Raw genomic sequence first — 26,016 nt, forward strand, 5'->3', positions numbered from 1 at the left:
CTGATCTCACTCCAAAAGGTTAAACTCATTAAATTTTAATGACACTATTTATCCTAGCATAAATTAACAGTACATTTCTTTCTTTGTTTCCTTAAAATTTTTGATATAATAGTACGAACGTATGATTGTATAAGTGATGACGAAAACGAGGTGGTTATATGCCTATTCATTTCTATTTAGGTCGCTCTGGAACAGGTAAAACGACAAAGATACAACAACAAATTTTGACTTCATCTACGAGTGATCCTAAGGGAGCACCGATTATTTATTTAGTGCCAGAACAAATGACATTTCAAGCTGAAAAAAATCTTGTGTCATCTTCAGGAGTTGGCATGATTAGAACGCAAGTGTTGAGCTTTTCTCGACTGGCGCTAAGAGTATTGCAAGAAGTAGGTGGCGCTGCCAAAATTCATATGGATAAAATCGGTGTTCATATGTTAATACGAAAAATTGTTGAGCAACATAAGACCGAGTTTCGTCTATTTCAAAAGGCGACAACTAATCAAGGTTTTATAGACAAAATGGAGCAAATGCTGATTGAATTGAAACGTTACGAAATTGATGGATCAAAGTTGAATGAACAATTACAGCTATGGCGTGAATCTGAGCCTTCATCATCACTTGAACGGTCACTTTATGATAAATTATACGACATTCAACTCGTGTTAGATAAAGTAGAAAAAGAGCTTTCCTCAACATATTTAACTGCCGAAGATTATTTACACATCTTAGCTGAACAAATTCCGCAATCTCGTCAACTAGAAAAGGCAACCATTTATATTGATGGCTTTCATAGTTTTACCCCGATTGAATTGGCGGTTGTAAAGGGGCTTGTGAGTCACTGTCGTGATATACATATCGCCTTGACTCTTGATAAACCTGTACAAAAGGAGACGATTCTTCATCCGCTCGATTTATTTTACGAAACAGCTAACACGTATCAACAACTTATTCTGGCATGTGACGAAGCTAATATAACGTCCATTCATCATCACCTTTTTCAGGAGAGTCAACGATTTAAAGCAGCGGGATTAAAACATCTAGAAGAACAGGGCGGGCGGCGTCCTGTCACCCCATCTTACTCACATGAAGGAATTAGAGTCATAAGTGCCGTGAATCGACGAGGTGAAGTGGAAAAGGTAGCGAGAGAAATTAAATCGTTAGTGCGTGATCATGGATGGCGGTATAAACAAATTGCCATTTTACTTAGAAATCCAGTTGATTATATAGATCATTTTGAGACCGTATTTTCGGATGAGAAAATTCCTTTTTTTATGGATCAAAAACGCTCAGTGCTTAATCATCCTCTAATTGAATTTATTCGTTCTGCATTAGAAGTCATTCAGAAAAATTGGCGATATGAGACTGTTTTCCGCATGTTAAAAACAGAGTTTTTATTTCCATTAGACTCTTCAGTTCGAGAGAAAGTTGACCAGTTAGAAAACTATGTCTTAGCATACGGCATCCAAGGGAGAAAATGGTATAGTGGTGACGTGTGGAGATATAGGAAAATGGCTACGACCGCAGAATACGAGTTAGATAAATCTGATGATGAAGTTACTATTGAAAAGGAATTAAACGAGTTAAAAAATAACTTATTAAGTCCTGTATTTTCATTTCAGGAGCGTCTTAAAAAAGCGAGTACGGTAGAAGATTATTGTCGACTTATTTTTAATTTACTTGAAGATATAAAGGCGGCAGACAAGCTCGAACAGCTTCGTCATATAGCTGTTTCAGAAGATCATTTACGTGATGCTCGAGAACATGATCAACTATGGGGAACACTTTTAAGTATTCTTGATCAAATGGTGGAAATGAGTGGGGAAGAAGACGTTCCTTTCGACTTGTTTATAAAAATGCTCGAGACTGGTTTTGAAGCGATGGAATTTACGATTATTCCGCCAGCATTTGACCAAGTAATGATTGCTAATATGGAAACGTCTCGACTAAATGACATAGACTGTGCCTTTATAGTTGGCACAAATGATGGGGTTATACCAGCTAAACCCGATGAAGGAAGTATGATATCTGAGGAAGAACGGGAGAACCTCGAAAAAACAGGTATGAAGCTAGCACCGGGTGCTAAGCGACAGTTAATAAATGAGAATTTCCTCATGTATTTAGCTCAAGCTATCCCTTCGTCTAAGTTGTATATTACCTATCCAATTGCTGATGAAGAAGGAAGAAGTATGCAGCCGTCCATGTATCTCAATTACGTGATGCAAACTTTTCCAAATCTTATAACTGAAATGGCATTTAACACGCCAATAGATGTTGAAGCAGAAGAGGAATTATCGTTTATTTCTCATCCTGATCGAACGTTAACACATCTTGCTTTTCAATTACAGCAATGGCGTAAAGGTTACAATATAACGCCCATTTGGTGGGATGCGTATAATTGGTTCGTTAAAAGCGACCAGTGGCATGATAAAGCAGCACGTATTCTTTCAAGCTTGACTTATGAGAATAAGCCGACACGTCTTTCAAAAGATTTAGCAGTCAAACTGTATGGTGATTCGTTGAAAACAAGTGTGTCTAGACTTGAACAATATAATGCTTGCCCGTTTTCACAGTTTGCTAATTACGGACTTAAGCTGAAAGAGCGGGAAACATTTAAATTGGAAGCTCCGGATATTGGAACATTATTTCACGCAGCTCTTAAGGAAATGGCAGAATTGTTAAGGCGTGAAGGGAAAGATTTTTCCACATTATCAAAAGATGAAGCCATAATTAAAGCAAAAACGATTGTTGAACAGCTGGCTCCTAAAATTCAACGGGAAATTTTACTAAGCTCAAGCCGATTTAAATATATCCAGCAAAAGCTTGAAGAAGTCGTGGCAACTGCCTCAACGATCCTAGCTGAGCATGCGAAAAAAACAGGATTTTCACCTGCTGGTTTAGAAGTAGGATTTGGTCCAGGGCAACAATTACCCCCATTAACTTTTAAATTAGATAACGGAGGTACTGTTGAGCTTATCGGTAGAATAGACAGAGTTGACCAAGCTAAAGATGAGTCAGGTGTTTACGTACGCATCATTGATTATAAATCGAGTAGTAAAGATATTAAACTTGATGAGGTTTATTACGGGTTAGCCTTACAAATGCTCATCTATTTAGACGTCGTAGTAAGCTTTGCATCCGATTGGTTAGGGACAGAAGTCTCACCGGCAGGCGTTTTATATTTTCATGTTCACAACCCAATTATCCAAACAGATCAAAAATTATCTCTAGAACAAATTGAATCAAAGATAATAAAAGAGTTTAAAATGAAAGGCTTGTTGTCATCACAACCTGAAGCGATTAAACAAATGGATACATCGTTAGAAAGCGGACGTTCAGATATAGTACCGGTCGGTTTTAAGAAAGATGGCGAAGTGTACTCAGATTCCAAAGTGGTGACACCTGACGATTACGAACACTTAAGGACTTATCTTAGACAACATGTAAAGCAAATAGGGGAGGCCATTTTAACAGGTGACTTAGCTATCTCGCCTTATATGAAAAACGGAAAGATTCCTTGCCAATTCTGTTCGTATAAAGCATTATGTCAGTTTGATGCATCGCTTGAGACAAATGATTATAGGTGGTTACCATCACAATCTAAAGAAACAATGATCGCTACAATACGTGAGAAAGGGGGCCATCGTTATGGAGATATCACCTAAACCTCCTGAGGCTTTTTGGACGGAAGATCAATGGAAAGCTATTGCTGCTGAAGGAAACAATATTCTTGTAGCTGCTGCTGCAGGCAGTGGAAAAACAGCTGTGCTAGTAGAACGAATCATTCGAAAAATTGGCGATGTGAATGAGCCGTGTGATGTGGACAGGCTCCTCGTTGTGACGTTTACCAATGCTGCGGCAGCCGAAATGCGCCAACGTATCGGAGAAGCGATTGAAAAAAAGTTAGAGGACAACCCGCGGTCTTTACATTTCCAACGCCAATTATCGTTACTTCATCGTGCACAAATTTCTACATTGCACGCTTTTTGTATGAATGTCATTCGCAAATATTATTATTTAGTAGATATAGACCCTAATTTTAGAATTCTTGATGATACAGAAGGTGAATTAATAAAAGAAGAAATACTAGATGACTTATTTGAAGAAGAATACGGGAAAGATCACAATCAATCCTTTTTTCGATTAGTGGATCAATATAGCGGTGACCGCAGTGATGATAAGCTAAAACAGTTATTACTGAACTTATATACCTTCTCACGGTCCCATCCGCAGCCATTTAATTGGCTGGAGGAAATAGCAAATAATTATCAAGTGACTGATGTGGCAAGTATTGACGACGTTTATTGGGTCCAAGAAGCTATGACACATGTGAAGCGTCAAGTCACTTTTGCAAAACAGTTACTGAATAAAGCTAAGTCTCTTACAGAAGCCGTTGATGGACCGGAAAAATATATGGCGCTCATAACGAATGAATTGGCACAAATTGAAAAGCTTAATGCCTGTGACACGTGGCAATCGCTATATGATATGTTTCAACACGTCACCTTTTCTCGCTTGCCTTCTATTACAAAAAAAGAGGCAGTAGATCCACTTCTGAAGGAAAAAGCAAAAGAGTTACGTGATGAAGCTAAAAAGGTCATCAGTGATTTACAAACAGCTTACTTCATGCAATCACCAGCAGACGTTATGGAGGATTTGCAAGCAATGGCGCCCTCGATGGATACGTTAACAAAGCTTGTAAAAGAGTTCTCCCTCCGGTTTTCCTATGAAAAAAAGGAAAAAGGCGTTCTAGACTTTGCCGATTTAGAGCATATTTGTTTAAAAATTTTTATTAACGAAGAGACGAGTACAACTAACAAATTATACCCATCAGAGGCCGCCTTAGATTACGTTCATTATTTTTCAGAAATTTTAATAGATGAATATCAAGATACAAATCTCGTACAAGAGACAATACTCATGTTAATTTCTAATGGTCACAATGCTTTTATGGTTGGAGATGTCAAACAATCAATTTACAGGTTTAGACTAGCAGAGCCAGCTCTCTTTATGCAAAAATATAAGGCATTTGATTTAACTGGGGACCAAGCGGGCTTACGTATTGATTTAGCTAAAAATTTCCGAAGCCGGAAAGAGATTCTGTCCGGGACGAACTTTATTTTTAAACAACTTATGGATGAAGATGTTGCCCATATTGCTTATGATGATGCAGCGGAGTTGAAGCTAGGAAATACGTCATATCCTGATTTAGAAGGTTATGAGACAGAGCTCATTTTAGTTAATAAAGGTGAATCAGTAGCTAATACGAGTGTAAGTAACTCAAGAGATACTGACCTTGATACAGAAGAAGATATAGAGACATCGCGCTTAGAAGCGAGAGCGATGATAAAAGAAATTAAGGAGCTAATAACGACTTCATACCCCATTTTCGATAAAGCATTGAACACCACTCGTCCAGTCACCTATCGAGATATCGTCATATTAATGAGATCGATGCCATGGGCAGATACGATTATGGAAGAGTTTAAGAAATCTGGTATCCCGGTTTACGCCGAACTTTCAACTGGTTATTTTGAAGCAGTTGAGATAAAAATGATGATGTCGTTGCTTAAGACGATCGACAATCCGTACCAAGATATTCCATTGGCGGCGTTGCTTAGATCTCCCCTTATTAATATGACAGAATCTGAATTAGCTATCATACGTCTTCATAATGAAAAAGGCAGCTATTATGAAGCATTGAAAGAAGTCATAAAAGAGAAGGATCAAGAACACCAAGCATTAAAGAAGAAATGCGAAGATTTTATCATTAATTTAACTGCTTGGCGTAATAAAGCACGAACAGGCTCTGTATCTGAACTCATATGGCAATTGTGGCAAGATACCGGATTTTTTGATTATGCAGGAGGAATGCCTGGAGGGAAACAGCGCCAAGCTAACTTGCGTTCATTTTATGACAGAGCAAGAGCATATGAAAAAACGTCTTTTCGTGGACTATTTCGGTTTTTAAGATTTATTGAAAGAATGCAAGAACGAGGGGATGATCTCGGTATTGCTAGAGCCCTCGGAGAACAAGAAGATGTTGTAAGAATAATGACCATTCATAAAAGTAAAGGACTTGAATTCCCTGTCGTATTTGTTGCTGGAATGAATAAAGCCTTCAATCGTCAAGATTTACGAGGAGATTACTTACTTCATAAAACATTAGGATTAGGTTCTAAAAGAATTGATCCTGATTTGCGGATCGCTTATCCAACAGTGCAGCAGCAAGTCATTAAACAACGTATTGCCTCGGAATCGTTAGCGGAAGAGATGAGGGTGTTGTATGTGGCTTTAACGCGAGCAAAAGAGAAGTTGATTTTAATCGGTACTGTTAAGGATGCAGATAAGGCGTTAACTAAATGGATGGAAAACAGTGAAACTTCCGACTGGCTTTTACCTGCTATAACCCGTGAAAAAGCGGCTAGTTTCTTAGATTGGGTGGCACCTGCTGTTTGTCGTCATCATCACGCTTATTCATTTTTAGTAGCTATGGGCTATGAGCCGTTTAGTCATGCGTCGGCTGAGGTAGCTAACGATCATTCAAAATGGCAACTTAAGCTTCTCAATAAAGAGGAAATAGGTGGCGTGGAAAGTGATACGTCATCTCAGGAGCATGATTTTAACGCTCTTGTGAATCATTTTAAAGCCGTTCCCGTAAAGTCAGAGGACCATTCTCACGTTATTAGTCAGCTAGAATGGACTTATCCATTTAGAGATGGCACAATCCATAAAGCAAAGCAGTCAGTCAGTGAGCTGAAACGCCTTTTGCAAGATGATTATAGTGAAGCCGTTATGTCAACAGGTTTTCAATCCAAATATGCAGAGCGTCCAAAATTTTTACAAAGAAAAAGCTTAAGACCAGCTGAATTAGGGACGATCATGCATACTGTGATGCAACATTTAACGTTTTCGCCTCATGCTGACAGAGACATGGTGATCAGTGATTTAGAACGAATGGTAGCCATAAATATGTTAACGACTGAAGAGGCTGAACAGGTGAATGTAGAGTGGATCTTAACATTTTTACAGTCAGATATTGGTACAAAGTTATGTCATTCCTCAGACATATATCGTGAGGTTCCTTTTAGTTATGGTTTGGCAGCATCTGAAGCTTACCATACATGGACTGAACAAGAAGATGCCATCGTGTTTGTCCAAGGTATGATTGATGTTATCTTTCGGGATGATGACGGCGAATTAATTGTGTTAGATTATAAGACTGATCGTATAGGCAAACGTTTTACGCATCTATCAGATGAACAGATTATCAACCATTTTAAAGAACGCTATCGTTACCAAATAGATTTATACAGTCGTGCACTAGCTGATACGTGGAGAGAACCCATTAAAGCCAGTTACTTGTACTTATTCGATGGCAATTACAGTGTTCCAATGTGAGGAGTGTAAGACAATGCGTTTACTTCATACAGCTGATTGGCATATTGGGCGAACAATCGAAGGAAGAGATCGTCTCCCTGAACATGAGGCTTTTTTTGATGAATTAATACAAATAACAAAAGACGAATCGATTGATGCTGTATTGATGGCTGGAGATGTGTTTGACTCGGTCAACCCGCCTGCAAAAGGAGAGGAATTATTTTATGAAAGCATGGCTCGTTTAGCGGACGGAGGTAACATACCGATCATCATTATCGCAGGAAATCATGACCATCCTGAACGGCTTTCAGCTGCTAGAACATTATTAAGGAAGCAAGAAATTTATATTCAAGGTTATCCAACATTGACACCACTTCGTGTTCCGGTACGACATAAGGATACGTATTTAAATATAGCAGCATTGCCTTACCCGTCAGAATCTAGACTTAAAGAAAGTTTCTCTCATGAAGAGGATGAGCTTGTTCATAGAGATGCTTATGATGCTAAAATACATCACCTTTTTAACACTTTAACACGCTCATTTTCATCAGATGAGATAGCGATTGCCATGAGTCACCTATTTGTAGCCGGAGGTTCAGGTACAGACTCGGAGCGACCGATAGAAGTGGGAGGTGCATATACTGTCCGAGCAACTCAGTTGCCAGATAACGTGCAATACACAGCTCTCGGTCACCTTCATCGACCTCAGAATATAAAGCATGCAAAAGCACCAGCCCGCTATGCAGGTTCACCATTAGCATTCAGTTTTTCAGAAACTGGTTATGCTAAATCAGTGTCTATCATCGACGTTGAACCGGGAAAAACTGCTACTATCAATGAAGTCCATTTAAGTGCAGGAAAGCCACTGGTTAAATGGCATGCTGAAGAGGGCCTTTCCCAAGTGCACCAATGGATGGCTGAAAAGAAAGATGCGAACGCATGGATTGAGCTTGAAGTACACGTAACGGATAGTTTAACAATGGAAGAAATCTATGAAATAAAAAAATCCTATCCTGGTATACTGACGGTTCGTCCAATCTTCCCTGAATTTGAATATGAGTATACAGTTAATCGGAAGCATGTGCCTATTGAAGAACTATTTAGCCAATTTTACAAACGGCAAACAGGGGGAGCTATGCCTGATGAAGCAGTCAGACGTCTATTCCTTGAGCTTCTTAATGAAGAAGGAGGCGAGCCTTCGTGAAACCTTTAGAGTTAACAATCCAAGGGTTGCATAGCTTTCGTGAAAAGCAGACAGTCGATTTTGAAACGTTATGTAAGAGCGGTGTATTTGGCATTTTTGGGCCGACAGGAAGTGGAAAATCGTCCATATTAGATGCCATGACATTATCTTTATATGGAAAAGTTGAAAGAGCTCCTAGTAATACACAAGGTATACTGAATCATGCCGAAAACCAATTGGCCGTATCTTTTACTTTTTCTCTAGGTAAACATGGTGTAGAGAGTATTTTTAAAGCAGAAAGAACATTTAAACGCACCAAGGATAATAGTTTACGTCAAGCAACAGCAAGACTGATTGACCTCACAAATGACTCTGTTGTTATCGCTGATAAAGCGCAAGATGTCACAAAAGAGGTAGAGAAGCTTTTAGGCCTTTCGATAGATGATTTCACAAGAGCTGTTGTGCTCCCGCAAGGTAAATTCTCAGAATTTCTGTCTTTAAAAGGAACAGAAAGGCGGAAAATGCTCCAACGTTTGTTCCACTTAGAAAAATACGGTGACGAACTAAATCATAAGTTGAAACAACGTTTAACAAATGAAAATCATAAGAAAGAACTAATTGAAGCAGAACAAACAGCTCTTGGGGATGCTTCTAAAGAAGCTGTTGAGAAAGCGAAAGAGCAGGTGGATATCCTTGATAAACAGATCGAGCTCGAAAAACACGCGTTAACAAAAGCTGAAAAAGAATATGATACGGCTAAAAAGTTGAAAGAACAATTTGAACAATTAACAGAAATTAAAGAAGAAAGAAACAAGCTTGAAGAGCGACAAGGTTATTATGAACAATTAAAATTAACAATATTATCGGCAAAGGAAGCTAATATCCTTTATCCTTATGTAAAAGAAGTTAAGGAAAGTCATCATATATTAAAAGGAATCCAGGCTGAGTTAGAGACAGTTAAAGAAGAAGCAGACACGCTTAAGCTACGAATGGATAAATGTCAACAAGCGTATGATGCTGCCTTGACATATCAGCAAAAAGAAGAGTTTTCTTTAAAAATGAAACTTGAAAATATGAAAACTTTATCTCGCAAGGTTGATCATTTAAATGAGCGTATATCTGAAAACAATCAATTAAGTTCAGAGATTAACGAGTTAGTACAGCAGGAAAAAAGTTGGCGCACAACGTTAGAGACGATGAAAAGTAAAAAAACGACCTATGAAAAAGCACAAGATGCATTAAAACAGGAGTTATCCACCACTAGACCGACTAGTGAGGAAAAGCGAGTTCTTTATAAAGCTAAAGATGCTAAACAGAGATTGAACTATTTAAAAGAACAATTAAACGAGTCCTTGTTAGAGCTAAATGAAAAGGTGGATCAGCAAAAACAGGCCGATAAAGAGAAGACAGAAACTGAAAAAAAAGCATTAGACTTAACAAACGAGTTAAGTGAGAGTTTTAAACAATTGCGTTTTTGGTATGATCAATCGCGAGATAAGAAAAAACAAACGGATACAATCATACAGCAAATTGAAGATTTGGAGCGATCAGTAAAAGATAAGCAACAAACTGAAGCTATAAAAGCACTTAGAAACACATTAGAAGAGGGACAAGCTTGCCCGGTTTGTGGCTCTCTCCATCACACGATTAACACCCAAAAGTTCGATGAGATTGCAGTAACTACAGACGTTTCTACCACACACGACATAGAAGTTGTTAAAAGGGATGTCAATCAAATAGAAAAACAACTAAATGAGTATTGCTGGTCACTAGATAAAGCCGCTCAACAATCACCGATTGTTCCTTCCCAGGAAGTCACTGACTATTATGAGAGTGGTCATGAAAATAAAACATTGCCGCATGTTAACGATCGAGCGTTTAATGATCAGTGGTCCCAATGGAAGAAGAGATGGGGAAGTGAGCAGGAAGCAATCGAACATGTGTTGCATCGTTGGCAGGAGAATTTAAATAAATTTACTTCTTATCACGAAAAGCTATCTGCCTACAACCAGCTACTTAACCAGTTCAATACTCAAGTGTTGGAGGCTCAGGAAAAAGTAGCTGACAAACGATCAGCATACGAAGAAGACATGCATGCGTGGGAAACAATATATCCACAGATCGTATTTACCGAGGTTGAGACAGAATTTCAAAAACTGCAAGAGCGCGAAGAACAGGCAGAAGTGATTCGTCAACGGCTTGATAAGAGTGTTTCACTTCTTGAAAAACTGCAAGAAGACATAGAGGAAACTTCAGATAAATTGCAACATGTGACAATTGAATTATCAAAAAAACAATCTATTCAAGAAGAAAAAAAGGCGTTGATTAAAGAAATAACAAATGAAATTGATATAGCAACTGGTGGAAAAGATGTGAAGGATCTGATTAAACGATATGAAGAAGACTTACACCAGATTGAACGGGCTACCATTATAGCAAAAGAAAATATGGATGAAGCGACTAAATTACATCAAAAAACGGTGGAAAAGGTCACACAGTTAACCCATTCGATTGAAGAGGCTAATAATCGTTTCGAACGCGCCAATGTCAACATTGAAAGGCAGTTAGAAGAATCGTCATTCGCAAAAGTTGAAGAGGTTGATAAGCATCTACGTGATAATTCTGCTATACATCATATGGAAGGCGAATTGTCCACTTACGAGCATAAACAGAGAGATTTACAGTTACAAGAAAAGCAAATCCAAGAAAAAATAAAAGACAAGCGATTTTCTCATGACACATTTCGCCTCTTAGAGGAACAATGTGCTGAATTAAAACAACGGCTAGAAGATTCTCGAACGGCTTATGGAGCAGCTAAGCATCATTTACAAGAACTGACTGACAAAATGGTTCGGTTTCAATCGTTGGAAACAAAACGGCAAGAAACTAGTGAGCTAGTAGAACAGCTTACAAAACTGGACAAAGTATTTCGAGGAAAGGAATTTGTTGAATTTATAGCAGAAGAACAACTTATCCAAGTTAGTAGACTTGCTTCAGAACGTTTAAAAACTTTGACACGTGGTCGATATGCGATAGAAGTAGATTCCACTGGTGGTTTTATTATGCGGGATGATTTAAATGGGGGCGTAAAACGTCCAGTTACATCGTTATCAGGTGGGGAAACTTTTTTAACCTCTCTTGCTTTAGCATTATCTCTGTCTGCTTCTATTCAATTAAAAGGTGAGCATAATCTTGAGTTTTTCTTTTTAGATGAAGGCTTTGGAACACTAGACCCTCATTTACTAGAAACGGTAGTCACAGCCCTGGAACAGCTGCATACAACACACTTATCAGTAGGCGTTATAAGTCATGTTCCGGAACTAAAAGAAAGATTGCCGCGTAAATTAATTGTCACTTCCGCTGAACCAGGTGGATCTGGTAGTAAGGTGAAAATTGAGAATTTATAAAACGAAGCTTCAATTAGTGAACGTTGAGTGTGAATCAGGACATTAGCCTCTGCTATCTCCAACCTAAATAGATTTGGTTTTTGGTGCTGTTCTCAATTTTGAGGCTGGGATTTTCGGACGGTTATCTATGATAAACAGCTTACACTAAATAGGGATCAGTTATAAGCACTTGTTCTTACCTACATCAATGATGAATTGTCATGTGATTGCCACTATTTTTGATCGAAAATTCGTTATAATAGTAGAAAAAGGGAACCTTGGTTAGTAATGCGAGGGGGAACGACCAATGATCTATTATCTTATAACTAAAGAAGAATGGGAATATGCCAAACAGGATGGAGAGTATTGGCCGTCTGACTTTGATGACAGAGGCTATATTCCATGTGCTGATTCAGGCCAAACAGAACAACTTGTAGAAGAACTAAATTTGCAAGGTGAGTCATTGATTCTTTTGTCAATAGACACACAAAAGCTGGAAAGTGTTGTTATTTATGAAGATGTGGCAGAAAGTGGACGGATGTCCCCACATGTATATGGTTATATTAATATTGATGCTGTCCAATGTGTGGATGAATATGACACTTTTCCTGTTACAAGTTAATTGGCTATACGCCGTTAGAAAAGGCAGTTGATAACACAAGACCCCGGGCTAAAAATGCCCGGGGTCTTCGATTACTTAGCCTGAGTTTTTAATGCAATGTACTCATCATATGTCATGTCTTTGTCGAAGACACTATCTTCACGAATTTCTATAATTCGATTCGCGATGGATTGGTTAAATTGATGGTCATGTGACGTAAAAATAACAGAACCTTTAAAGTTAATGAGACCGTTATTTAGTGCCGTAATAGATTCTAAATCTAAGTGGTTGGTTGGTTCATCTAGTAATAAGACATTTGCGCCGCTTAGCATCATTTTAGACAACATGCAACGAACCTTTTCTCCTCCAGATAGAACGCTCGCTTTCTTTTTTGCCTCTTCTCCAGAAAAGAGCATGCGTCCGAGGAAACCACGTAAAAATGTTTCAGTTTCATCTTCAGGTGAATATTGTCTTAACCAGTCGATCAAAGATAACTCACAGCCTTCAAAATAAGCAGAGTTATCTTTAGGGAAATACGATTGAGACGTCGTAATACCCCATTTGAATGTGCCACTATCTGGTTCTACCTCTCCCATGAGAATTTGCATTAACAATGTATTTGCATTTTCATTTGGTCCTACGAGAGCTACTTTATCATCTTTCTTTAAAGTGAAGCTGACATTATTTAATAAGGTGACACCATCCACTGATTTTGTAAGTCCTTCAACAGTCAGCAAATCATTTCCAATTTCCCGTTCTGATTTAAAAGCCACATACGGATATTTTCGGGACGATGGTCTTATATCATCCAATTCGATTTTATCAAGCAGCTTTTTTCTCGATGTAGCTTGCTTCGATTTAGAGGCGTTTGCACTAAAACGCGCCACAAAGTTTTGGAGCTCTTTAATTTTTTCTTCTTTCTTTTTATTTTGTTCTTGAGCCATCTTTAAGGCAAGCTGACTAGATTCGTACCAAAAATCATAATTCCCAACGTAAATTTGAATTTTACCAAAGTCCACATCAGCAATATGTGTACACACATTATTAAGAAAATGACGGTCATGGGACACGACAATAACAGTGTTATCGAAGTTAATTAAAAAATCTTCCAGCCACTGAATAGCTTCTATATCAAGTCCGTTAGTCGGCTCATCAAGAAGAAGAACATCTGGGTTTCCAAATAATGCTTGAGCAAGTAAAACTTTTACTTTCTCCCCACCAGTAAGATCAGCCATTTTTTTACTGTGTAAATCTTCATGAATACCTAATCCTTTAAGAAGCACAGCCGCATCAGATTCAGCTTCATAACCATTCATTTCGGCAAATTCCCCTTCAAGTTCAGCAGCTTTCATGCCATCCTCATCGGTAAAATCAGCTTTCATGTAAATAGCATCTTTTTCTTTCATCACAGCAAATAAACGTTCATATCCCATCATCACCACATCTAGGACAATCTCTTCTTCAAATGCAAAATGATCTTGTTTCAGGACTGCTAAGCGGTGATCTGGTGGAAGGTGTACATGGCCTGATTGAGCTTCCACTTCGCCGGATAATATTTTTAGGAAAGTAGATTTTCCAGCCCCGTTAGCCCCAATCAACCCATAGCAATTACCAGGTATAAATTTAATATTAACATCTTCAAACAGCTTTTTATCGCCATAGCGTAAGCTGACATCTGTAACATTTATCATGTATTATCCATCCTCTACGTTAAATTACGAAGAAAATTATAACATTTAAAGCGCTAAATTACGAGTACCTGAATTTTTTTCTTCTGAAAACAAAGATGCTGCATAAGCTATATAGTGTGATATTTTTGTTAACGCACGTTTGTTCGTCTAAATGTAAGGTGGCTTGAATGTCATGAATCACTCATTTATTTGGGAGGGAGTTAGTTGAAAAGCGAGATGGATCATCATTTCATTATACGTGTTGTCCATCCACTTAACCTCTTGTTTAAAGAATATGAACAAGATTTTAAGTGTGCCATTTTTAGTTAGTGATGAGGATGCTTAAATGGTAGTTAGAAACTATCTACATCGCTGGTGAAAGTAAATGGTTTATATTTTATGAAAGAAGGCTATTAAACATAATGGGTTGATCAAGATCCCACATAAGAAAGGAAGTTATCATGACAACCTTGGATAAAACACTATTTTTACTTAAAAAATATCCCGAAATAATGGACGATTCTTTTATTTTTATAAGTGCTCATACGTCCTTAAAAGATAACTATACAAGGTTAATTTTTGAAAATGACATGAGCGAATATTATTACGTCTACTTTTTCCATTCAGAACTTGCTCCAGCTGATGTAGGAGCATTTTTTGATGAGATGGCTAAAGAATTGAAACAAAAGGTTAATGCGCTTAATTTTATTTTAGCTTCATCTCATTTAAAAGATCGCTATAAACAACTTTGCGACCAATTGAATATACGGTGGTTTGAAATAAATGATAACCGATTGAAAAAATGGTTGCACGTAAATAATTTAAATCAAGGAAATGTTGGAAAAGGGGAGGGTATGCTTTATGACGACCTGCTTATGTTGGCAGAGGACATTTTAAGAATGGATTTAAACAGTAGCTGGGCTGACTTTTCTCTCTTAGTTGGGACACAAGAGACGGCAGTTGCACCACAAGATAATGTAATGAAAAAACAGCGGCTTATACAAGTTTATTACAGGCAACGTTTAACGTACGAAGGAGTCATTCAATTAGAATATGAAAAAGATAGGATAAATCGTCAATGGCCACGCTGGCTGTCAGTCACAGTGAATGATATATCGACAAATAGAAGAGAAACAGCAGAACCATTTACGCATAGTGTGGATTTATTTGATAATTTAGACTGGACAACTGGGAAGATGTACCTTGACATACCGATAAACCGTGATGATCTCGAGATGAATGACATAGAAAAAGTGTATTTTCTTTTGGAGAAGTGGGGGTTTTCCCAAAAACATTCTTGCCACATTCGCTCTTTTACAGCAGAAAATAGGGATTACTTTATAACAAAATTAGTCTCTTTAACAATCCTATTAAAGACAGTAAATAAAGTACCAAATAAGGCGGGGAAAGTAATTATTTAGTAAACACATTTTATCACAAATAACTGTCCGTAAAAATTTCGCGTCAAAATAGAGAGAAGAGGTAAATCTATTAGGCGGGAGTACAGGACGTCTATGTCCTGATTGGAGATTCGTATTATGTGTTTGTTGAACACTACTTTGCCAGTAGGAGTGATTCAGGAAGAAGCGATGGAAAGGTATTGTGCTTTACAGATTGATAAGTTTTATCGCATCTCATCTATTAGGAGGGGAAGTAAAGGGGAATTAGGATTTATTGTCGTGGTAGTGACCTACAAAGTAAACCACCTTTGCTTGCAGATAGTTGGGCAATAAAATATTAAAAGGGCTAACTAAGAAAGTTCCGACCACCAAAGATTGATGGTCGGAACCTTATTGATAATTATTTAGCATCTAAATGCCATCTTCAATTGTGTTTCTTCTTATAAGAAGAACAAGCCAGTGGCCACTCCTATAAGCCCAATAAAGAATAATGTGTAAACAGGTTTGACAGGCATGTGGCCATCCATCTCCATAGCCTTCCCGAACATAAAGAATACGAGAGGGTGAACGAGAAATGGCATAGAAAAAATAAACGGTATTAAAGCAGCAGCTTCTGTCCCAAACATACCACCTTGAATGGCTGCAAAAAGACCGAAATGAGAAATAGCGCTTGTTTGAGCCATAGCGCCATAGTCCATCGGAATAGTAGCGAGACTAAGAAGGACTAACCCACCAAATACGGCACAAATCTGCCAGCCAAAAGAAAACTGCATGAGGGCATTAACTTCTTTTCTATCGCTTCCATCTGCCCGGCGAAGTTGTCGAAGTGAAAAAATAGTCAATATAATGCCTACTGAGACTAATATTAAAGTAGGGAAGATCCAAAGCTCACCACGTTCAGCACTAATAGCTAAAATTGAGAAAACAAAAATGTGTCCAAAAAATGGGATGTTAATCATAATAGGAGCCCGTCTTGCGGCTATATCTCCAAAGTCACCAGCTGTACATGCTCCTGTTAAACCGGAGTGGGACAGTGCACCTGCCATCCCCGGCGCCAAGTTTCGAGTATGATTTGTTCGCGAAAAGAACATTAGTAGTGCGATACCACCGAACATCCACATTAACTGTCCGAAGAAGCCGTAAACTAAGACTGAGTTTATCCCATCAATAGTAAACGCTTCACCAATTCGCGATCCACCGATCATGAAGTTTCCAGCTAAAACGACAGGAATACCTCCGAATAAAAGTGCTCTAATAGTTGGACCAAATGACCAACGATACATTATGGCACCTAACCCGGCAGCAATCATCATAGCAAAGAAAATTTGTGGTAAAGCAATAAGCGGCTGGATAATTTGAGCTATATGATAGGAAAGAATAAGAACGACAAATATTCCTGCAATCTCTATAATCCCTTTGCTCATATAGTGACGCTTATTCATGACAATGGCCTTCGTATCAATGCATATAAGAGCGCCAACAAGACCTATATACCCAATAAGAGGGTAATATTTACTTAACGGTGCTTCTACCCCTGTCCCTAAAATAAGGCGTGTCAAACCTTCTAAACCAAGTAATAAAAAGAATGATCTTACAATAAAAATGAGCTGAGTACGATTTGTACCTAAGACTGTTTCTTCCTCAGAAGGAACGATTGATAATTCCGTGTCATCTTCTTTATTGCTGAGTATCTTCCTTAGCTCCTGCCCACCAACAAAGAAAGACACAGTTAGGGCAATAATTGTTGTCCCCGCCATTAAACTAACGAATGGGAATTCAGCTAAACCAGGAGTTGCCACATCACTGACAACTAAAATATATCCCATTGCTAAACCAAAAATAACAATAATTAAAATAGGAGAATACCGTGTTCCAGCAACGATCGTTCTAGAAATAAGGATCATTGGAATAAGAAAAAACAGTAAAATCCAAAACTGATTAAAAAGTTGAACATTCATCATTTGATCTGCCATTTACTAACCCCTTATCATTTATGTGTTATATACCTCGTAAAATATTACCCTATTTCATACTATTTCACAATATGAGCCAGTACAATTTTAACAGGTCGACAGTTTAAACTGGTTAAAATCAAGGCATAAAAATATTTTGTCATAAAAAAGTCAAAATGAATACGCTGTCATTGTGAATGTGAAATACTTCACAATTTGTTCATTTAAATTTTTGTCGTGAGAGGCTATAATCAAAGTGTAATATAAATTAAATAAGCGCTTAAAAAATTTAAAAACTCATGTGAATATTTTCACATATTGAAGGAGGCATTTATCATGGCTGTTGAAGAAAAGAAGTTAAAGAAAGTTAATGACACAACAAAAATGATTAACACGCTAGTTGAGCAAGGAAAGAAGGCCCATCAAACATTGTTGACCTTCGATCAGGAGCAAATTAACTCGATCGTACATGAAATGGCCCTTGCTGGTTTAGATCAGCACATGCCGTTAGCAAAAATGGCTGTTGAAGAAACAGGCAGAGGTGTTTACGAAGATAAGATTATCAAAAATATCTTCGCGACAGAATATGTTCACAATGCTATTAAGTATGATAAAACAATCGGCGTCATCAACGAGAATGAACACGAAGAAATGATTGAAATTGCTGAACCAGTAGGTGTAGTTGCAGGTGTAACTCCTGTGACAAATCCAACTTCAACAACGATGTTCAAAGCACTTATTTCTATTAAAACAGGTAATCCCATCATTTTTGCTTTTCATCCATCCGCACAAAAATGTAGTGCGAAAGCCGCGGACGTGTTACACCAAGCAGCGGTGAAGGCTGGTGCACCTGAAGGTTGTATCCAATGGATTGAAGCACCATCTATTGAAGCCACTCAGCAATTAATGAACCATCCAGGTGTTGCAGTTGTTCTGGCTACTGGCGGAGCTGGAATGGTTAAATCGGCTTATAGTACAGGTAAACCGGCGTTAGGCGTGGGTCCAGGGAACGTGCCTTGTTACATTGAAAAAACAGCTAACGTTAAGCAAGCAGTAAATGATCTCATTCTTTCGAAAACATTTGATAACGGGATGATTTGTGCTTCTGAACAAGCAGTTATTATTGATAAAGAAATTTACGAAGAAACGAAAGCGTTATTAATTGATAATAAGTGTCACTTCTTAAGTGATGAAGAACGTAAAAAAGTTGAAAAGCTTGTTATTAATGAAGATACGTGTGCCGTTAATCCACAGATCGTTGGTAAGCCAGCTGCTGAAATTGCGAAACTTGCTGGAGTAACAGTACCTCAAGAAACGAAGATACTTATTGCAGAACTGAAAACTGTAGGACCAGAGTCTCCGTTATCACGAGAGAAATTAAGCCCAGTACTTGCTTGCTATAAAGTTAAAAATCACGAAGAAGGCTTTAAGCGCGCTGAGGAAATGCTTGAGTTTGGTGGGCTTGGTCACTCTGCGGTTATCCATTCCGACAATGACGATCTTATTAGAGAATATGGATTAAGAATGAAAGCTGGCCGTGTTATCGCTAATTCGCCATCTTCCCAAGGTGCAATCGGAGATATCTACAATGGCTACATCCCATCTTTAACGTTAGGTTGTGGTTCATATGGTAGAAACTCTGTCTCTCAAAATGTTGGAACAGTTAATCTTGTAAACGTCAAAAAAATAGGGAAGAGAAAAAATAATATGCAATGGTTTAAAATTCCACCAAAAGTGTATTTCGAAAAAAATGCGACTCAATATTTAGAAAAAATGCCTAACATCTCACGAGCGATGATAATTACTGACCCAATGATGGTGAAAGTAGGTTATGTTGATAAAGTTCTTTATTATTTAAATAAACGACAAGATAAAGTTCAATACGATGTGTTCTCTGACGTAGAACCAGATCCATCTATCGAAACCGTTATGGCAGGGGCAGAAAGAATGAGAGCATTCGAGCCAGATGTCATTATCACCCTTGGCGGAGGTTCAGCGATGGATGCTGCAAAAGGTATGTGGGTTTTCTATGAGCATCCAGATTTGGAGTTCCATGGCCTTAAACAAAAATTCTTAGATATTCGTAAACGTGTATTTAAATATCCTAAGCTAGGCAATAAAGCCCAGTTTGTTGCAATACCGACTACTTCAGGTACAGGTTCTGAGGTAACATCTTTCTCAGTTATTACTGATAAAGAGAATAACGTCAAGTATCCGTTAGCTGATTATGAGTTAACGCCAGATGTGGCAATCATTGATCCGATCTACGTTAAAACAGTTCCACCTTCAGTGACTGCCGATACAGGTATGGATGTTCTCACTCATGCTATTGAATCTTATGTTTCTGTGATGGCTAATGATTATACTGATGGCCTGGCGATGAAAGCTATTCAACTGGTGTTCGAATACCTACCTAAAGCATACAAAAATGGTAATGATGAGTTAGCACGTGAAAAAATGCATAACGCTTCAACAATTGCCGGTATGGCGTTTGCGAATGCTTTCTTAGGTATTAATCACAGCTTAGCCCATAAATTAGGGGCAGAGTTCCATATTGCACATGGACGTGCTAACACTATTTTAATGCCACACGTTATTCGTTATAATGCTAAAAAACCGACTAAATTTACTAGCTTCCCTAAGTATAATCACTTCCGAGCTGATGAGCGTTATGCGGAAATTGCTAGAATGCTTGGATTGCCAGCTAAAGATACAGAGCTAGGTGTGGAAAGTCTTGCACAAGCTATCATAAAATTAGCAAAAGAACTCAATATTCCAATGAGTATCGAAGCATGCGGAATAGATAAAAAAGATTTTGAAGCGAAAGTTGATTTACTTGCTGACAGAGCATTTGAAGATCAATGTACAACAGCTAATCCTAAGTTGCCACTCGTGACTGAATTAGCAGAGATCTATCGTTTAGCCTATAAAGGTGTTTAAATCCTCACAAAAAACTTCTGTGGACCATCCACAGAAGTTTTTTACTTTACAGCACGCCCCATAGAGTGGTACATAAAATATTAAAGATTAAGCCTCCTTTTCGTGAAACGAATGACATGACAAGCTCGTAACTATATAAGGGAGGGATGAAGATGAAGAGTTTAAACGAAGAGATAATGGAAGTAAAAGAAAAGTTACGAAAAAAAGAGAAGTGGTCACACCATTTAGAAAGATTGAACGATCAGATACATATAAAAGAACAGAAGGTAGCAGAATTGTCGCAGAGGCTAACTGAAGAAAAAGAGGACGTAGAAAAGCTACACCATTTTTCTATAGAAAATATTTTTTCTACATTGATTGGTAATAAACAAGAAAAACTGCATAAAAGAGAGCAGGAAGTTATCACTGCTAAATTGAATTACCAAGATGCTAATCAAAAGTTACAAGAGTTAAAAAAAGAACATAGTGACTACTCAAACAGGTTAAAAGGGGTCATAAACGCAGGGATAGACTATGAAAACTTGTTTGATAGAAAAGAAAACTTAATCCACGATGAGGGGAGCATATGGAGCGAGGAATTATTTAAGATAACGGAAAAAGAGGCAGACCTTTCTAGTATGTTAGTGGAGTATGAAGAAGCGTTAGCGGCAGGGGATAAAGCTCTTAAAACACTTAAAGAGGCAGCTGTTTCTTTTGATAAAGCTAAAAACTGGTCGACAGTTGATATGATTGGAGGCGGTTTTATCACAACAGCGATCAAGCATAATCATGTAGATGGTGCAAAAGAAAAAATTCATGATGCAGAAGTTCAACTTAGACATTTTAAAGAAGAATTGTTAGACATTCAAAACCAACTAAACATTGAGCTGACAATTGGAGACATGTTAACTTTTGCAGATTATTTCTTTGATGGGCTGATTGTAGATTGGTTAGTGCACGATAAGATTTCTCAAGCTGCAGATCAAATTGAGAAAACAATCAGCTTCGTTGCGGCAACTTTAACTAGCCTTCGCGAAGACAATAAGCGTCATGCAAAAAAATTGCAAGAATTATCTATTAAACGAATAGAGATTATAGAACATGCTTAATTATTAATTTACGATAATTATATTATGTCAACTGAACGAGGAGATATAAAAGATTGATAGCTTTTTTGGAGGGGGATTTTATGCTTGGACATTCATCTGTCGTGTTTGTTTACGGTACGTTACGTGAAGGAGACAGTAATTATCATTATCTAAAAAATTCAGTGAAGCTATTCAACCAAGCGCGGGTAAGGGGCTCGTTATATGACACTGGGAATGGTTATCCAGCTTATATCGAAAAAGGGGAAAAGTGGGTTTATGGAGAACTTTATGCTGTCAGTCCGTGGACCCTGAAACAATTAGATAGATTAGAAGGATATAGTGAAGGGCGACCTGATAATTTATATAATCGCGTAAAGTTACCGATTGAAACAGACATAAGTATTATTGAGGGATGGATCTATACGTTAGATCATCAGCACGAAATATCACTTACTAACGAAATCCATTTCCAAGATTGGAGAGTACATCAATGGTTTAATAACTTTACTGAGGTTAAGTATTTTGCTTACGGTTCATGTATGGACACAGAACGTATTGAAAAAGCAGGTATGTTAACACCTTTTTCTCAGCGAGTCGAGACAGGTAAACTAACAGGGTATAGTATGTGTTATACGCTCCACAGAGAAGATGGGTCTAGAGCAGATATCGTTGAAACAGAAGACCCTTCCTCCTCTGTTGAGGGAATTATCTACACATTACCAAAGGAGGCCATTGACTATTTATTTTCTAGAGAAGGTGTCTTTACTGGCAGTTATCGTGCTACTTTTGTTAAAGTGGAGATAAACGGTGTTCTTCATCAAGATGTCTTAACATTTACCGTCATTAATAAACAAGCTGAGACTTGCCCACCACGTCATTATGGGGAAGAAATCTTGAGAGGGGCAAAAGGAAGATTGTCAGATAACTATTATGAGCAATTACTAACAAAACTGGCATCCTTAGGCTACGATCACATAGATAGAGACGATTAACGGTGTAAGTGATAGAAAGGCCCTCACTGTCTTAAAGAGGGCCTTTCATAACGTAATAGAATAAAAGGCTAAAAAGGCTGCCAATCGATAGTACCTTGCTGATTTTCATAATCGACAGAAACGGTAAAGTCATGTTTTTTATAAAAATGAAGTAAACGCTCGAGATGGTCCCAATCTCTCGGTGAGATATAGCCTGAAATTTTACGCATATTTTGCTCTTCTATATATTGTTTAAAATACGACATACATACAGAGCCAAAGCCTTGATTTTGCTCACCTCTTATATCATCTATTTGAATATGAAAATCTTCTTTGTAAGAAGCGTGAATCGAGAAGTCCCAGGTTCCATTAAATGGCGTTTCACAATCGTGTGCCATAATTTTACATACTTCTCCGTTATCGGAAGCATAAATAATCGTCCACTTTCCTAATTTTGTTTGTTCAATTCCGAGAATCGACCATTTTTTTGCAATCTGTTTCAGGTTTTCTTGCATACGTAATAGTTGGAATTCAAGTTTTTCATACTCGATTTGTAGTGTTTCTTTATTTTTATCCTGCCTCGTAATATAAGATGCAGGGGCAAACATAATAAAACTCCTTTCATCATGCTAAATCTATAAATGACTATGAGTTGGAAGAGGGCATTATAATTTATGAGACTTTACTACATTAATTAAGCAGCCTAACCTTTTAAATACTCACAAGTCCGGTATTTTACTAGAATCAGATAAAATAATCAAGACGTTTTAATAAGAAAAAAAGATTGCATCTTTTAGCAAATAACGTTATGCTAGTAACATCATCATATAGATGGTTCACCGAAAAATAAATCTATATATGGTATATATGATATTAAATTAAGAAAAACAGGTGCTTGTTAATCGAGCTTGAAAGGGAATCCGGTGCAAGTCCGGAACTGTCCCCGCAACTGTAATTTGCTGACGATATGAGAGACCACTGTTGAAGATTATTTTTAAATAGTCTAATATGGGAAGGCTCATAAAGGATGAGGCATAAGTCAGGAGACCTGCCTGTTTTTCTCAAGTTTCTGACCTTCGGGGGGTGAGTGTTTGAAACGGTAGAAGATCCTAGTAGCGATTTGTTAACTATCGTGAACAATGTCGCTTTTAGCTGACGCACTCTGCCGTTTTAACACCTTCCCGACTGGGAGGGTTTTTTTAATGACTAATTTGATTGATGGAAGGATGACAAAAATGACACAAGGGATAGCACAAAAGACAAATGAACATCACGTTAACAACGTCTTGCAAAATCGATTTCCTCATTTAACATGGGAGCCGTATTTAAGACGAATTGAATTGCACAATGACAAAACAGCCCTTATTACTGCAGCGTTAGATCAGCTTACAGCTGAGGAATCCGATTGGACATTCGTTGCGGCAAACTTATATTCTTTGCAGCTTAAAGAGGAAATAGCGAACAATCGAGGTATTCCTGCTTATGAACAATTCGGTTCATTAATTACAAAGCTTGTAAATGATGGTTTTTATCAAAAAGAGCTTCTCAACGTTTACACAACAGAAGATTATGCACTGATGGAAAGCTGGATAGATGAAACTAAAGATCAGCTCTTTACATATATTGGACTCAAAACATTAGCTGATCGTTATCTGGCTCGTTCTCACGATGGCCGTTTACTTGAATTGCCACAAGAGCGATTCATGGTAATTGCTATGAGCCTTATGAAAAACGAAGCTGAAGCTAAGCGACTTGACCTTGTTAAAGAAGCTTACTGGGCCCTGTCTAATCTCTATATGACTGTGGCAACACCGACGTTAGCGAATGCTGGAAAAACACACGGACAGTTGTCAAGTTGTTTTATTGACACAGTCGATGATAGTTTACGAGGTATTTTCGATAGTAATACAGATGCCGCTACAGTGAGTAAAAATGGCGGAGGCTTAGGTATTTATCTAGGTAAAATTAGAGCGAGAGGGTCATCTATTAAAGGGTTTAAAGGAACATCCTCAGGCGTGTTACCATGGATGAAGCAGTTAAACAATACAGCTGTTAGCGTAGATCAATTAGGTCAAAGACAAGGTGCTATTGCGGTTTACTTAGATGTTTGGCATAAAGATATTTTTCCTTTTCTAGACGCTAAATTAAATAATGGTGATGAACGTCAACGAACGCATGATTTGTTCACTGGTGTGTGTCTTCCAGATTTATTTATGGAAAAAGTTGAAGCGCGTGAAGACTGGCATTTGTTTGATCCACATGAAGTTAGAGAAGTTATGGGGTTCTCTCTAGAGGATTTTTATGATGAAGAACAAGGCAAGGGGAGTTTCCGTGAGCATTATGAACAATGTGTAGCGAATGAAGACCTTTCATCAGAGCGTGTTCCTGCCATCGACATTATGAAACGCATTATGATCGCTCAACTTGAAACGGGCACACCTTATATGTTTTATCGGGATACCGTTAATCGGATGAATCCTAACAAACATAAAGGTATGATTTACTCTTCTAATTTGTGTACAGAAATTATGCAAAATATGAGCTCTACTACTGTACAAGAAGAAATTAGTGCTGATGGTGAGATTATTACTAAAAAGCAAGCAGGAGATTACGTGGTGTGTAATTTAAGTTCTATTTCACTGGCTAAAGCAGTAAAGGATGATGTCATTGAAAGGCTTATAAACATACAAGTCCGCATGCTCGATAACGTGATTGAATTGAATACGATTGAAGTTCCACAAGCACAAATAACGAATCAAAAATATCGCGCTATTGGATTAGGCACGTTTGGATGGCATCACTTATTGGCCGACAAAAAAATAGCTTGGGAAACAGAAGAGGCTGTGCAGTATGCTGATGAACTGTACGAAGATATTCATTTTTATACAGTGAAAGCAAGTATGGAACTGGCGAAAGAAAAAGGAGCCTATCCTGCGTTTAAAGGCTCTGACTATGAAACGGGCGAATATTTTACCTCACGGGATTATAAGAGTGACCGTTGGACAAGCTTACAACACGCCGTCAGTGAAAATGGGTTACGGAATGGCTATCTTTTAGCTGTTGCTCCTAATTCAAGTACATCACTTATTGCTGGATCTTCCGCATCAATCGATCCTATTTTTAAGAAGGAATATGCTGAAGAGAAAAAGAATTATAAAATTCCTGTTACAGCACCTGGATTATCTAAAGAAAATACGTGGTATTATAAAGCAGCTCATACGATTGATCAACTTTGGAGCATTAAACAAAATGGAGCTAGGCAAAAACATATTGACCAATCCGTGTCCTTTAATCTATATGTCACGAATAATATCAGGGCTAAAGAATTACTAGAGTTACATGTGAGTGCATGGAAAAACGGTTTAAAAACGACTTACTATGTCAGGTCCACATCAAGTGAACTTGAAGATTGTGAAAGCTGCTCAAGTTAAAGAGAATACTAATAAGGGAGTTATTTGGGGAGGAA

14 protein-coding genes and 1 riboswitch are annotated in these 26,016 nt (G+C 37.9%); of the genes, 11 read left to right on the forward strand and 3 right to left on the reverse strand.

Annotated elements, in window-relative coordinates:
• Positions 1-158 precede the first annotated feature (158 nt).
• The 5 genes from addB to BK581_RS02480 all read left to right on the forward strand — a co-directional run bounded on the left by addB (position 159) and on the right by BK581_RS02480 (position 12,571).
• Positions 159-3,665, forward strand: a complete 3,507-nt coding sequence (addB, locus tag BK581_RS02460; RefSeq protein WP_078576667.1) for a helicase-exonuclease AddAB subunit AddB — start codon at positions 159-161, stop codon at positions 3,663-3,665.
• Positions 3,649-7,401 (forward strand): helicase-exonuclease AddAB subunit AddA, encoded by a 3,753-nt coding sequence (gene addA / locus BK581_RS02465; protein ID WP_078576668.1) that lies wholly within the window; start codon positions 3,649-3,651, stop codon positions 7,399-7,401. Before addB ends, addA begins: the two co-directional genes overlap by 17 nt.
• Positions 7,402-7,414: 13 nt before the next feature.
• Entirely contained in the window at positions 7,415-8,584 is a 1,170-nt protein-coding gene (locus BK581_RS02470) for a metallophosphoesterase family protein (protein WP_078576669.1), read from the forward strand.
• Positions 8,581-11,970 (forward strand): AAA family ATPase, encoded by a 3,390-nt coding sequence (locus BK581_RS02475; protein WP_078576670.1) that lies wholly within the window; start codon positions 8,581-8,583, stop codon positions 11,968-11,970. Before BK581_RS02470 ends, BK581_RS02475 begins: the two co-directional genes overlap by 4 nt.
• A 286-nt stretch (positions 11,971-12,256) precedes the next feature.
• The gene (locus tag BK581_RS02480) at positions 12,257-12,571 is read left to right on the forward strand and encodes a DUF952 domain-containing protein (protein WP_078576671.1); all 315 of its coding nucleotides are present in this window, start codon (positions 12,257-12,259) and stop codon (positions 12,569-12,571) included.
• A gap of 71 nt (positions 12,572-12,642) precedes the next feature.
• On the opposite strand, the gene BK581_RS02485 is transcribed toward BK581_RS02480, so the two are convergent.
• Positions 12,643-14,241, reverse strand: coding sequence for an ABC-F family ATP-binding cassette domain-containing protein (locus tag BK581_RS02485; protein WP_078576672.1), 1,599 nt, complete (start codon positions 14,239-14,241; stop codon positions 12,643-12,645).
• Positions 14,242-14,681: 440 nt separating this feature from the next.
• On the opposite strand from BK581_RS02485, the gene BK581_RS02490 reads away from it, so the two are divergent.
• Complete coding sequence (locus BK581_RS02490) at positions 14,682-15,641, forward strand: hypothetical protein (protein WP_078576673.1); 960 nt, start codon at positions 14,682-14,684, stop codon at positions 15,639-15,641.
• Between the two features lie 117 nt (positions 15,642-15,758).
• Entirely contained in the window at positions 15,759-15,953 is a 195-nt protein-coding gene (locus BK581_RS02495; RefSeq protein ID WP_078576674.1) for a hypothetical protein, read from the forward strand.
• A 107-nt stretch (positions 15,954-16,060) separates the two neighbouring features.
• Here BK581_RS02495 and BK581_RS02500 read toward each other — a convergent pair whose 3' ends face one another.
• Positions 16,061-17,593 (reverse strand): hypothetical protein, encoded by a 1,533-nt coding sequence (locus tag BK581_RS02500; protein WP_078576675.1) that lies wholly within the window; start codon positions 17,591-17,593, stop codon positions 16,061-16,063.
• 315 nt (positions 17,594-17,908) lie between these two features.
• Between BK581_RS02500 and adhE the strand changes: the two genes are divergently transcribed.
• From adhE to BK581_RS02515, 3 genes are all read left to right on the forward strand, one after another.
• A complete protein-coding gene (gene adhE, locus BK581_RS02505; RefSeq protein ID WP_078576676.1) occupies positions 17,909-20,512 on the forward strand; it encodes a bifunctional acetaldehyde-CoA/alcohol dehydrogenase in 2,604 nt (867 codons plus the stop codon).
• Positions 20,513-20,664: 152 nt separating this feature from the next.
• On the forward strand, positions 20,665-21,600 hold the full coding sequence (locus BK581_RS02510; RefSeq protein WP_078576677.1) for an AAA family ATPase: 936 nt from the start codon (positions 20,665-20,667) through the stop codon (positions 21,598-21,600).
• An 80-nt stretch (positions 21,601-21,680) separates the two neighbouring features.
• Positions 21,681-22,571, forward strand: a complete 891-nt coding sequence (locus tag BK581_RS02515; RefSeq protein WP_078576678.1) for a gamma-glutamylcyclotransferase — start codon at positions 21,681-21,683, stop codon at positions 22,569-22,571.
• 68 nt (positions 22,572-22,639) lie between these two features.
• Here the strand turns inward: BK581_RS02515 and BK581_RS02520 are convergent, their stop codons facing one another.
• Positions 22,640-23,158 carry a hypothetical protein gene (locus BK581_RS02520; RefSeq protein ID WP_078576679.1) on the reverse strand — a complete coding sequence of 173 codons (519 nt, stop codon included), beginning with the start codon at positions 23,156-23,158 and terminating at the stop codon, positions 22,640-22,642.
• A 264-nt stretch (positions 23,159-23,422) separates the two neighbouring features.
• A riboswitch (cobalamin riboswitch) is annotated at positions 23,423-23,620 on the forward strand.
• Positions 23,621-23,785: 165 nt separating this feature from the next.
• On the opposite strand from BK581_RS02520, the gene BK581_RS02525 reads away from it, so the two are divergent.
• A complete protein-coding gene (locus tag BK581_RS02525) occupies positions 23,786-25,981 on the forward strand; it encodes a ribonucleoside-diphosphate reductase subunit alpha (protein WP_407690343.1) in 2,196 nt (731 codons plus the stop codon).
• The last annotated feature ends 35 nt before the right edge of the window (positions 25,982-26,016 follow it).

Source organism: Salipaludibacillus agaradhaerens (assembly GCF_002019735.1).
GTDB classification, from domain to species: Bacteria; Bacillota; Bacilli; order Bacillales; family Salisediminibacteriaceae; genus Salipaludibacillus; species Salipaludibacillus agaradhaerens.

Coding starts and splice junctions, on each gene's coding strand:
- addB (WP_078576667.1), top strand. CDS start 159: ATGCCTATTCATTTCTATTTAGGTCGCTCTGGAACAGGTAAAACGACA.
- addA (WP_078576668.1), top strand. CDS start 3,649: ATGGAGATATCACCTAAACCTCCTGAGGCTTTTTGGACGGAAGATCAA.
- BK581_RS02470 (WP_078576669.1), top strand. CDS start 7,415: ATGCGTTTACTTCATACAGCTGATTGGCATATTGGGCGAACAATCGAA.
- BK581_RS02480 (WP_078576671.1), top strand. CDS start 12,257: ATGATCTATTATCTTATAACTAAAGAAGAATGGGAATATGCCAAACAG.
- BK581_RS02485 (WP_078576672.1), bottom strand. CDS start 14,241: ATGATAAATGTTACAGATGTCAGCTTACGCTATGGCGATAAAAAGCTG.
- BK581_RS02490 (WP_078576673.1), top strand. CDS start 14,682: ATGACAACCTTGGATAAAACACTATTTTTACTTAAAAAATATCCCGAA.
- BK581_RS02495 (WP_078576674.1), top strand. CDS start 15,759: ATGTGTTTGTTGAACACTACTTTGCCAGTAGGAGTGATTCAGGAAGAA.
- BK581_RS02500 (WP_078576675.1), bottom strand. CDS start 17,593: ATGGCAGATCAAATGATGAATGTTCAACTTTTTAATCAGTTTTGGATT.
- adhE (WP_078576676.1), top strand. CDS start 17,909: ATGGCTGTTGAAGAAAAGAAGTTAAAGAAAGTTAATGACACAACAAAA.
- BK581_RS02510 (WP_078576677.1), top strand. CDS start 20,665: ATGAAGAGTTTAAACGAAGAGATAATGGAAGTAAAAGAAAAGTTACGA.
- BK581_RS02515 (WP_078576678.1), top strand. CDS start 21,681: ATGCTTGGACATTCATCTGTCGTGTTTGTTTACGGTACGTTACGTGAA.
- BK581_RS02520 (WP_078576679.1), bottom strand. CDS start 23,158: ATGTTTGCCCCTGCATCTTATATTACGAGGCAGGATAAAAATAAAGAA.
- BK581_RS02525 (WP_407690343.1), top strand. CDS start 23,786: ATGACACAAGGGATAGCACAAAAGACAAATGAACATCACGTTAACAAC.